Raw genomic sequence first — 650 nt, 5'->3', positions numbered from 1 at the left:
TAAGTCGCGCTTATGTGGTTTTGCTACGCAAAAGTATTCCACAACGCACAACTTACAAACTGCCGTTGTGCTTAACGTTAGTTGTTCCAATGGAAGAAAGTATGTGAGTGACCTTAAAGAAAGAAACTTCAAAATATTACAAGATAAAATCTCTGGCCTGAGCAATGCTAAAATTGCAGAAAACTATGGCCTTAGCACCACTACAATTGCTGGAGTCTTAAAAGCGCAACTTTCAAAAGTAGCCGAATTTGATTTTGAGTTTGAGCGTAGACTTGGTCAGCTAAGCTCTGCTTTAGAAAGCAGTGAGGAAAATTCAAAGAGTCTTGCTAAGGTCTGCGAAACTCTTGAAAAACAAGAAACATTTTTGAAATCCCAGCTCAGCATTAAAACAAAAGAGCTTGAGAAGCTTACTTATGAGGTTCAATCTCTCAGAAAGAGCGCAAAATGCATCACTGAAGAGTTCAATAAATTAAAACGCTCCATGGAAACAACAAGCACTTTAAAATACACGCTGGAATACGAAAAAGTGAAAGAGAGTATCGAAAAGTACCGCAACTAACAAAGCGGTCAAACATCGTTCCGCTTCGCTCCACTGGACAGAATTTAAGTCGCGGCTTTGTGGTTTTGCTGCGCAAAAGTATTCCACAAAA

General features: G+C 39.2%; 1 protein-coding gene. It reads left to right on the top strand.

Features of this window, described 5'->3' with window-relative positions:
• A partial coding sequence (locus tag AWU77_RS00045; RefSeq protein ID WP_238582272.1) for a hypothetical protein occupies positions 1-559 on the top strand: 559 nt, incomplete at its 5' end.
• Between the last annotated feature and the right edge of the window lie 91 nt (positions 560-650).

The sequence above is a fragment of the Cellvibrio sp. OA-2007 genome (genome assembly GCF_000953825.1).
Taxonomy (GTDB): domain Bacteria; phylum Pseudomonadota; class Gammaproteobacteria; order Pseudomonadales; family Cellvibrionaceae; genus Cellvibrio.
Note: the sequence above shows the minus strand (reverse complement) of the source record. Positions and strands in the feature narration are given on the sequence as shown.